9 protein-coding genes and 1 tRNA gene are annotated in these 9,880 nt (G+C 72.7%); 1 reads left to right on the top strand and 9 read right to left on the bottom strand.

Annotation, left to right across the window (positions count from 1 at the left end):
- The 9 genes from ACFVGY_RS13825 to ACFVGY_RS13865 form a co-directional block, all read right to left on the bottom strand.
- On the bottom strand, nt 1–1,281 hold the full coding sequence (locus tag ACFVGY_RS13825; RefSeq protein WP_385675812.1) for a biotin carboxylase N-terminal domain-containing protein: 1,281 nt from the start codon (nt 1,279–1,281) through the stop codon (nt 1–3).
- A gap of 26 nt (nt 1,282–1,307) precedes the next feature.
- Nucleotides 1,308–2,048: a metallophosphoesterase gene (locus ACFVGY_RS13830; RefSeq protein WP_385675815.1), complete on the bottom strand. Its 741-nt coding sequence runs from the start codon at nt 2,046–2,048 to the stop codon at nt 1,308–1,310.
- Nucleotides 2,045–3,157, bottom strand: coding sequence for a phosphonopyruvate decarboxylase (gene aepY / locus ACFVGY_RS13835; RefSeq protein ID WP_385675818.1), 1,113 nt, complete (start codon nt 3,155–3,157; stop codon nt 2,045–2,047). Before aepY ends, ACFVGY_RS13830 begins: the two co-directional genes overlap by 4 nt.
- Entirely contained in the window at nt 3,154–4,008 is an 855-nt protein-coding gene (locus tag ACFVGY_RS13840; protein WP_385675820.1) for an isocitrate lyase/phosphoenolpyruvate mutase family protein, read from the bottom strand. The genes aepY and ACFVGY_RS13840 overlap by 4 nt, the downstream gene beginning before the upstream one ends.
- Nucleotides 4,008–4,706, bottom strand: coding sequence for a class I SAM-dependent methyltransferase (locus ACFVGY_RS13845; RefSeq protein WP_385675823.1), 699 nt, complete (start codon nt 4,704–4,706; stop codon nt 4,008–4,010). The genes ACFVGY_RS13840 and ACFVGY_RS13845 overlap by 1 nt, the downstream gene beginning before the upstream one ends.
- 90 nt (nt 4,707–4,796) lie before the next feature.
- Entirely contained in the window at nt 4,797–6,995 is a 2,199-nt protein-coding gene (asnB, locus tag ACFVGY_RS13850) for an asparagine synthase (glutamine-hydrolyzing) (protein WP_385675826.1), read from the bottom strand.
- A gap of 246 nt (nt 6,996–7,241) precedes the next feature.
- Nucleotides 7,242–8,027 carry an aminotransferase class IV family protein gene (locus tag ACFVGY_RS13855; RefSeq protein ID WP_385675829.1) on the bottom strand — a complete coding sequence of 262 codons (786 nt, stop codon included), beginning with the start codon at nt 8,025–8,027 and terminating at the stop codon, nt 7,242–7,244.
- A 105-nt stretch (nt 8,028–8,132) separates the two neighbouring features.
- Nucleotides 8,133–8,206, bottom strand: a tRNA-Pro gene (locus ACFVGY_RS13860).
- A 104-nt stretch (nt 8,207–8,310) separates the two neighbouring features.
- Nucleotides 8,311–9,249, bottom strand: a complete 939-nt coding sequence (locus ACFVGY_RS13865; RefSeq protein WP_385675832.1) for a metallophosphoesterase — start codon at nt 9,247–9,249, stop codon at nt 8,311–8,313.
- A gap of 68 nt (nt 9,250–9,317) precedes the next feature.
- On the opposite strand from ACFVGY_RS13865, the gene ACFVGY_RS13870 reads away from it, so the two are divergent.
- Nucleotides 9,318–9,779 (top strand): GatB/YqeY domain-containing protein, encoded by a 462-nt coding sequence (locus ACFVGY_RS13870; RefSeq protein ID WP_385675835.1) that lies wholly within the window; start codon nt 9,318–9,320, stop codon nt 9,777–9,779.
- Nucleotides 9,780–9,880: the final 101 nt, after the last annotated feature.

A 9,880-nucleotide genomic window follows, 5' to 3' on the forward strand; every position in this document is an offset into this window, starting at 1 on the left:
TCAGACTCCCAAGGCCTGGCTGCCCGCGCGCTCCGGGACGGTCCCGGAGCCCCGCAGCCACACGGCTATCTGTTCCGCGCAGTGCGCGACCCCCGCTGTCCCCACGCCCTCGACGGCCCGGAGCACCGCCCCGGCCGCCGTCTGCCTGCTGTCGGCGCGGGCGAGGACCTGCGTGACGATGTTGTCGAGCACGACCGGCCGCGCGGTGTCGAGCGTGCAGTTGTACGTCACCCCCGGCTCGGGCGGCAGCACCAGGGAGGTGATCGGGCCGCCCTGCCCGTCGGGGCCGGGCTCGATGAACAGCCGGGCCTCCAGGCAGTGCACGTCCCGGTCGACGCGCACGGCACCCGGGGCGAGCACGGCGCCCTGCGCCAGCTCCGTCTGGAGCGCGATCACGTCCCGACCGGTCTGCGCCTCGCACATCCGGTACGCCAGCGGCAGCCGGCCGTTGACCTCCAGGAACCAGTGATGGCCCGCGCCGGTGATGAACTCGACGGTCGCCACGCCCCGCAGGCCCATCCCGGTGACCAGCTTCGCCGTGTCCGCGCGCATCCGCTCCAGCAGCCCGGGGGCCACCCCCTGGACGGGCGAGGCCTCCAGCAGCTTCATGCTGCCGTCCACCAGCAGGCTCTCGCGCTCGCCGAGCGGGTGCACGGTGCCGGCGGCGTCGACGGCGACGGTGACGCCGACGACGTGGCCGCGGTCCACGTACCGCTCGGCGTACCAGTCGTCGCCGTCCGCGGCCATGAGGGCGAGGGCCTGCCCGGCGTCCGCCTCGGTGTGCACGATGCGCACACCGAGGCCCCCGCAGCCGGTGACCGGCTTGAGGATGACGGGCAGTCCGATCTCCTTGACCAGCCGGCCGATCGCCCCGCGTCCCGTGGCGTGCGGGAGCACGGGCAGGCCGAGCCGGTCGGCCGTGGCCACGGCGTGGTCCTTGTCCCGGGCCGCCGCGAGCACCCCGGCCGTCGGCCCGATGAACCCGATGCCGGCCTCCGCCAGCTGCTCGGGCAGCGCGGGGTCCTCCGCGAGGGCCCCGTAGCCCGGGTAGACCGCGTCGGCCCCGCAGCGCCGGGCCGCGTCGACGATCCGGCCGACGTGGTCGTACGTCCCGGCGAGCCCCGTGCCGTCGAGCCACTCCCGGCCGTCCGCGGCGAGGGTGTGGAGCCGCTGAGGGTCCGAGACGGCGGCGACGGCGATCGGCGACCATCCCAGCGTGCGGAAGGTGGCGATGGCCCGGGCCGCGATCGCACCGCGGTTGGCGATCAGGACTCTTCTCATGGCCTTCTCTCAGTCTCCGGGGAGGGCTAGCCCAGCGCCCGGTAGTGCGTGACGAGCCGCCGGTCGCCGTCGAGGACGTGGAACGCCAGCGCAGGCGCCAGGTCGAAGTCCACGACGGGGCGGCCCTCCAGGGGCAGCGGAACGGTGGAGGCCACCCCGGGCGCCACGAGCAGCGGCAGCCCCGCGAAGGTGGTGGCCGCGGCGACGTGCGCGTGCCCGCACAACAGGGCGACGACGTGCGGGTGGCGGCCCAGCACCTCGGCGAGGCGGTCCTCGCCGAACTGCCGGACCCGGTCCACGTGCGGGGTGTGCAGGTCGACCGGAGGGTGGTGGAAGCAGACGAAGACCGGCAGGGTGCCGTCCTCGGCGGCCAGCGCGTCGTCGAGCCAGCGCAGGGTGGCGTCGCCGAGTACGCCCTCGTCCTTGCCCGGGATCGTCGAGTCGCACAGCACGAACACGGCGCCGGGCGTGCGGACGACCTGGTTCAGCTCGTCCTCCTCCGGCCCGCCGTCGAGCAGCCCGGTCCGGAACGGCCCGCGCCGGTCGTGGTTGCCGGGCAGGACCAGGACCGGCCAGGGCAGGTCGAGGAGCTCGCGCGCCTGCGCGTACTCCTCGTCCGTGCCGTGGTCGGCGATGTCGCCGGAGACCAGCACGGCGTCCACCGGGCCGGGGATGTCCCGCAGGTAGCCCAGCACCTTGCGGGCGCGTGCCGTGGCACGCTCCCCGAGGTCCAGGTGCAGGTCGCTGACGTGGGCGATGACGGTCAAGTCGGTTCCTTCCGCGCGTCGTTCGCCGCCGCGGCCTGGAAACGGGCCCGGACCTCGGCGTTGGTGTGCGCCGACGTTACCCGGGGCGGGGTGGCCCCGCCCCGGCCGATCTCCAGGGCCACCAGGTGCGGGCCGGGCTGCCCGTCGATCTCCGCCAGGTGGGCGTCGGCCTCCTTGGCGGTGCGGCAGATGCGCGCGGTGCGGTATCCGGCGGCGAGCGCCAGCTCGTCCCAGCGCAGGGCGGTGTCCCGGGTGCGCTGGCCGCCGGTGGAGTCGTACGAGCCGTTGTCGAGGACGACGTGGGTCAGGTTCGCCGGACGCCGCTCGCCGACCAGGGCGAGTCCGCCGAGGTGCATCACGACGGCGCCGTCACCGTCGACGACGACGACCCTCTCGTCGGGCCGGTTGAGCGCGGTGCCCAGGCCGAGGCCGATGGCGTGGCCCATCGAGCCCTGCATGTAGAAGTTGCGGGCGGTGTCGCGGACGCCGAACAGCTCCCGGCTGATCATGCCGGTCGTGCTGTACACCAGCGCGCCGTCCAGGTGCGGGGCGAGCGCGGCCACGGCCTCCTGCCGGTCCATCCGCCCCCCGGACCCGCCGGCCGGCACCTCGCAGGTGCCGACGGTCCTCGCCGGGACGAGGACGACGAACGACCGCCGGTCGCGGCGCGCCTCCTCGGCCCGGTCCAGGAGGCCGGCCAGGCTCTCCTCGGCGGGGCCGAGGATGCCGTGCTCCACTCCGACGGCCTCCAGGACGCCGATGGTCCCGGCGCCCATGGCCGCGTGGTGCGGCTCGTCGTCCTCGGCGGTCGGCCAGCCGCGCAGGCTCACGAAGAGCAGCAGCGGGATCTCGTACGCCATGGTGAGCGAGGTGAGCGGGTCGAGGAGGTTGCCCAGGCCCGAGTTCTGGGCCAGCACGACCGCCTTGGTGCCGCCCAGCTCGGCGCCGGCCGCCATCGACAGCGCGATGCCCTCGTTGGGCGCCGGCACGTAGCTGCCGCGCTGTTCGAGCAGGGCGAACGGGCCCTTCAGGTACGAGCAGGGCACCCCGCTGAAGAACCCGAATCCGCGCCGGTCGAGTTCCGCGCAGAAGAATTCGGCGCTGATCACGCGCTTCGCTCCTCCCACCGGCTGACCTGGGTCAGACCGAAGAGTTCCTTCATCGGGGCGATCGTGTCCTCGACGCCGCCGGTGCCGCCCGCCACCCGGATCTCGCCGAGCACGTCGCGCATCGCGGAGACCGAGGCGCGCAGCGCGTGGTTGGCGTAGATGACCACCGACACGCCGGCTGCCTCGGCCTCGGCGAGGTCCCAGTGCGGGTAGGTGGTCGGCACGACGACGACGGGCTTGCGGCCCTGCCAGGCCCGGAGGAACTCCCGGATCTCGCTGGGCTCGGTCTTCTTGGAGTGGATCAGCACCGCGTCGGCGCCGGCGTCCGCGTACAGATGGGCGCGCCGCACGGCCTCGTCGAGCCCCGCGCCGGCGATGAGCGCCTCGACCCGGGCGACGACCGTGAAGTCGCTGCCCGACCGCGCCCGTACGGCGGCCTCGATGCGGCCGGCGAACTCGGCGGGGTCCTCCAGGTTCTGGCCGCCGCCGAGGAAACTGTTCCGCTTCGGGAACACCTTGTCCTCCAGGCAGATCCCGGCGATGCCGGCGGCCTCGAACATGTCGACCGTGCGGACGACGTTGATGTTGCCGCCGAAGCCGGTGTCGCAGTCGGCCAGCAGCGGCAGCGACGTCGCCCGGTTCACGTGGGAGGAGGCCTCGAGCAGTTCGGACATGGTCAGCAGACCGAGGTCGGGCAGGGCCCGGGACGCCGAGATCTCGAAGCTCGACGCCCACACGCCGTCGAACCCGGCCTCCTCCACGAGCAGGGCCGTCAGCGCGTCCCTCGCCCCGACGATCCGCGCTATCTCCTTGCGCTCCAGCAACTCGCGCAGCTGCGCCGCCTTCGACACTACGCACCAGCCCTCTGCGCGTAGTGGCCGTGGCGGGTGCCGGCCACGTCCCGCCCCGGCAGCTCGAAGACGCAGTGCCAGTGGAACGAGCCGGGCTTGGCGTGCTCGGCGTCGGCCGCGCTCAGCAGCCGGAACCCCTCGTGCAGCCGCAGCAGGTCGGCCGCGTCGACGTACAGGTGCGGGTGCACCTTGTCGTCGGTGGCCTCGGGCTGGCAGAAGGTGTTGGGGCTGACCTCGTTGCCGCGCCCGTACTCGCCGTTGCGCTTGGAGAGCATCGTGGACTGGTAGATGCCGCCCGGGCGCAGCACGCGCCGGACCTCGCCGAGCACCTCCGCGAGGCCGGCCTCGTCGTTGTGGTACACCACGTTGAAGGCGAGGACGTAGTCGAAGCTGTCGTCCGCGTAGGGAAGTTCGGTGAAGTCGCCGACGTCCAGGGCGACCGTGACGCCGCGCCCGTCGCTCTCCTCGCGGGCCGCCCGGACGGCCGCCTCGCTGGCGTCCGTACCGGAGGTGGCGAACCCCGCCTCCGCGAAGTACAGGGCGTGCCGGCCGACGCCGCAGCCGAGGTCCAGTACGTCCCGGGCGCCGAGCTTCTGCAGCCGGGCGGCTTCGTCCACGACCCACGGGTGCGGCCGCGACCAGTCCGCGCGCCCGCTGTCGGTGCGCCAGACCTCGTCCCAGTAGAGATGGGCTGTCATCGGGTTGACCTCACTCGTGTTCACTTCCGTACATCCACGTCCGGATGCCGATTCCAATGGGGGGACCGAACCGCCACGGCTCCGAGGCGGTCAGAGCACCTGCACGGCGGGCTCGGGGACGGCCTCCAGCAGGCCTGCCTCCAGCGAGCCGTCCAGGAGCGGACGCATCGCGTCCAGCTCGCAGCCGGCGTCGGCGAGGGCCTGCGCCAGCGGCCGGCGGCCGTCGAACCCGCGCAGCAGCCGCAGCCAGTCCGCATGCGTGAGGTGGTCGATGACGAACCGGATGCTGCCGTCGACCACGACGTACGAGGTGTTCCCCTCCTGCACGTCGTCGAGGACGAGCACGCCCTCGGCCAGCCGGAAGACCGCGGTCTCCGCGATCGGGGCCTGCGGGAACAGCTCCTGCACCGCGGGGCCCTCGAAGTCGGTGACCCGCAGTGCGTACGGGGCCGGGCCGTTCGGGGTCCGGCTCTTCGGGACGTCCAGGGCCATCAGGTCGAGCAGGCCGAGGTTGACCACGCGCATCAGCAGCTCCACGTGCCCGGAGCCCTGGTCGCGCTCCAGCCGGCGCAGGGTGCGGTGGATGTTGGCGCGGTCGAGGTACTGGGCGGCGCGCGGCGAGGACAGGGCCTGCTCGACGAGCTCGTCCCCGTTCTGCGCGAGCATCCGGGTGAAGGTGCGGTGGGTGTGGCGGACGCCCTCGCCCTCGTAGAAGGCGAGCTTCGGCCGGCTGATCACCTCCGCCGGCAGGATGTCCCGTACCGCCTCGCGGATGACCTGCTTGTCCCAGAAGAGCCGCTTGCGGTGGGCGCGGGGCACGGTCGCCAGCAGTTCGATGATGCGGTGGTCCAGGAACGGGACGCGGGCCTCGACGCCGTTGCCGGAGGCGGTGCGGTCCTCGACCCAGAAGTTGTACTGCTGCATGTCCCGGAACTTCCAGGCCAGGTAGGAGCCGTACGGGTCGTCCACCGCGCCGGGCGCGTACGCGGCCACCGCGTCGTCGCTGAGCAGCGGCAGGTCGGTGCCCTCCCACCACACGGAGACGGAGGACTGCGAGCCGAGCGCCTTGCGGCGGGCCATCGTCTTGAGGTTGCCCTCGAAGTCCTCCCAGTCGCCGCCGCCGGCGAGCGCGACGCTGTAGCCGCCGCTGAACTCGTCCGCGCCGGAGCCCAGCAGGATCGCCTTGAGCTCGGGCCGCTCGGCGCGGGCGAAGCGGTACATCTCGCTCTTGTAGAACTGCTCCGGTCCACACTGCGGCGTTTCCATCAGCCACAGCAGCAGCCGCCACTCGTCGGGCGAGGGGACGCGGTCCGCGCCGAACGCCACCTGGTGGTGGGGCAGGCCCAGCAGGTCCGCGGTCTGCCGGGCGTACTGCGCATCCCGGTTGACGACGGTGCTGCCGGTGAGCGCGGAGAAGGTGTGCAGCCCGGTGTGCGCGGCCAGCGCGGTCACGGCCGCGGAGTCCAGGCCGCCGCTGAGGAAGACCCCGATCTCGGCGTCGGCGATCAGGCACTCGCGGACGGAGGAGGCCAGCAGGTCGCCCATGCTCTGCACGAAGAAGCCCTCGGGCAGGCTGCCGGCCTCGGCCGGGGCGGGCAGCTCCCAGTAGCGGTGCACCCGGGTCGCACCGTCGCGCAGGCCGATGCTGACGATCGTGCCCGAGGGGACGTGGTCGACGTCCTTGAACCAGGTGACCGGCTCCGCGTCGGTCATCACCGGCGCCGAGCTGAGCCCCTGGTCGGCGAGGGCGCGCGACCAGTCGAGCTCGCGCGGGCAGGCGGGGTGCGCGAAGAGCGCTTTGATCTCCGACCCGAACAGCACGGTCGGACCGCTGCGGTGCAGGAACAGCGGCTTGATGCCGAGCCGGTCGCGGGCGAGCAGCAGGCGCTGCTCGCGCAGGTCGATGACGGCGATGCCGAACATGCCGCGCACGTCGTCGAGGAAGTCGAGGCCCTTCTCCAGGTAGAGGTGCAGCAGCACCTCGCAGTCGGAGTCGCTGCGGAACTTCACCCGCCCGTCGAAGCCCTTGCGGAGCTCGCGGTAGTTGTAGACCTCGCCGTTCGCGGCGAGGATGACCATCCCGTCCTCGCTGATGAACGGCTGGCGGCCCCCCTCGGGGTCGATCAGCGCGAGCCGGGTGAAGGACATGCACGCCTGCTCCGTGTGGTGGAACTGCATGTCGTCCGGGCCGCGCGGGCGCAGCGCGTGGGCCATGTCCCGGAGCACCGCGTCGGCGGACCCGGCGAGGGCGCTTCCGTCCGTGTGGGCGAATCCTGCGATACCGCACATGTGGCTGGCTTCCTGAGGTGGGAGCGGACATGCCACGCCCCCCGGAGCGGGAGGCGTGGCATGCGGGTCGCTACTAGCGGACAGCGGCGACGATGGTGCCCTGGTCGACCTTCTTGGCCTCCGGCTTGGTGTAAACCTTCATCGTTGTCACCTCCGTTCGGATGGCTCGTGGTCATTTGCTGCTGACGAGCATCCGGGGAAGCGGTGTTGTCACGGTGGCGCGCGGGTGGCGCGCAGGTGGGGTCCCTAGAGCAGCTCGCCGGGAACGGCGGCGTACGCGTCCCGCAACGCGTCGATCAGCGAACCGGAGCCGGAGCCGGAGCCGGGCAGTTCCACGGCATCCACGGCCCGGACGGCCCGCACCCCCATGGCCGCGTTGGTGGCGAAGGCGGCCTCGAACCCCGCGACGTCCGCCAGCCGCACGCCCCGGCTTCCGTGCGGATGAACCTGCTTGAGCAGTTGCATGGTCACCCCGTCGAGGCACTCGGCATCCGGCCAGACCACCTGCCCGCCCTCGACGAAGCCGACGTTCCAGGTGGCCCCCTCGGACACGGTCTGCCCGGCGTCGACGAACAGGGCGTCGTCGAAGCCGTGCAGCTGCGCCTGCCGCCGGTGGTGCAGCCCGGCGAAGAGCCCGACGCTCTTGACCTCGGGCACGTCGCGCACGTACGGCGTCGACCGCACCCGCAGCGGCGGCGGCTCCGCGCCGCCCGCCCCCCGGACCGTGACCAGCACCTGCGGATCACCGGCGGTCACGGGACGCCCGAGGTCGAGCCCCGGATCGAAGACCGTCACCCGGACCGTGACGGCCCCCCGGCCCGGCGCCACCCGCCGCGCCAGCCCGCGCACCCGCTCCCCGTCGAGCTCGGCCCCGAACAGTGTCCGGCAGTCCCGCCGCAGCCGCTCCAGGTGCAGCGCGAGCCCTTTCACCCGCCCGTCCTCGACCCGCATGGTCGTGAAGTGCCCGTAGTTGACCAGCGCCAGCGCCTGCAACTCCCGAACCCCGACCGCCACCCCGTTCAGCTCACTCATACCCCCACGATGCCAGCCGGCCCGCGATCACCCAGCCGGTCGCCCAGGAAAACGGAAGAGCCACCTAGGATCTCTCCTAGGTGGCTCTGACCTGGTACTGCTGAGTCGGGGTGGCGGGATTTGAACCCACGACCTCTTCGTCCCGAACGAAGCGCGCTGCCAAGCTGCGCTACACCCCGATCGCCGCCGTTTTCCGGGCTCTCGCCCCGGCGACATCGATTACTTTAGCGGACCCTCGGCCGGAGACGAAATCCGGTTGTCGCGGACCAGCCCGCGGGGCCCGCTAGGCCTTCGGGGCGAGGGTCAGGAGGGTGGCCTCCGGGGGGCAGGCGAAGCGGACCGGGGTGTAGCGGTTGGTGCCGCAGCCTGCGGAAACGTGCAGGTAGGCGCGCTGGCCACCGGTCTCGTGGGTGGAGAGCCCCTTGACCCGGCCGGTGTCCAGGTCGCAGTTGGTGACGAGGGCCCCGTAGAAGGGGATGCACAGCTGCCCGCCGTGCGTGTGCCCCGCCAGGATCAGCGGGTAGCCGTCCGCCGTGAAGGCTTCCAGGCTGCGCAGGTACGGGGCGTGCACCACGGCGATCGAGAAGTCGGCGTCGGCTTCGGGGCCGCCGGCGACCCGCTCGTAGCGGTCGCGCTTGATGTGCGGGTCGTCGAGGCCGGTGAAGGCCAGTTCCAGCCCGTCCAGCTTGAGCCGGGCCCGCGTGTTGGTGAGGTTCAGCCACCCCGCCGCGTCGAAGGCGTCCCGCATGCCCTCCCACGGGTTGTGCACGGCGCCGACGACCGGCTTGTTGCCGTTCAGCCCGTGCCGGCCCTGCACCTTCTCGAGCAGGTACCGCCCGGGGTTGCGCAGCCGCGGCCCGTAGTAGTCGTTCGAGCCGAACACGTACACGCCCGGGAACGACATCAGCGGGCCGAGCGCGTCGAGCAGCTCGGGCACGCCCTCCGTGTCGGAGAGGTTGTCGCCGGTGTTCACGACGAAGTCCGGGCGCAGGCCGGCCAGGGACTGCAGCCAGGCGCGCTTCTTGCGCTGGCCGCCGACCATGTGGATGTCCGACACCTGGAGTACCCGCAGGGGGCGCATCCCGGCGGGCAGAACCGGAATCGTGATCCGGCGCAGTCGGAAGGACCGCGCCTCGAATCCGGCGGCATAGGCCACTCCAGCGGCCCCCACCGCCGCGATACCGGCGGTGACCTTCAGGGGTACTCCGTAACGCGCACGCATGGGGCCATCGTCTCAGACCCGGAAAACCGGAAGGCGCCACCGCCCCCGCACCTGGCAGACTCTTGGGCATGACCACGCTCAAGGCCAAGCTGCAGGAAGACCTCACCACCGCGATCAGGGAGCGCAACGAGCTCCACTCCGCCACGCTGCGACTGACCCTCGCCGCGATCACCAAGGAGGAGGTCGCGGGCAAGGAGGCGCGCGTCCTCTCCGACGACGAGGTCCTGAAGGTGATCGCCAAGGAGGCGAAGAAGCGCCGCGAGGCCGCGGAGGCGTTCGCCCAGGGCGGCCGGGCCGACCAGGCCGAGCGGGAGACGGCCGAGGGCGAGTTCCTCGACACCTACCTGCCGAAGCAGCTGACCGACGACGAGCTCGCCGCGATCGTGGCGCAGGCCGTCGAGGAGGCCCGGGCCGCGGGTGCCGAGGGGCCGCGGGCCATGGGCGCCGTCATGAAGATCGTGAGCCCGAAGGTGGCCGGGCTGGCGGAGGGCGGCCGTGTCGCCGCCGCCGTCAAGAAGCACCTCCAGTAGCAGAACGACGAGAGAACGGGAGGGGGGGGGGGGGGGCCGGGGGCCCGGCGCCCGCCCCGGTGGGGGGTGGGGGCGGCGCGGCGCGCGGCCACCGCCGGGGC

This window comes from Streptomyces sp. NPDC127106 (genome assembly GCF_042677605.1).
Lineage (GTDB): Bacteria > Actinomycetota > Actinomycetes > Streptomycetales > Streptomycetaceae > Streptomyces.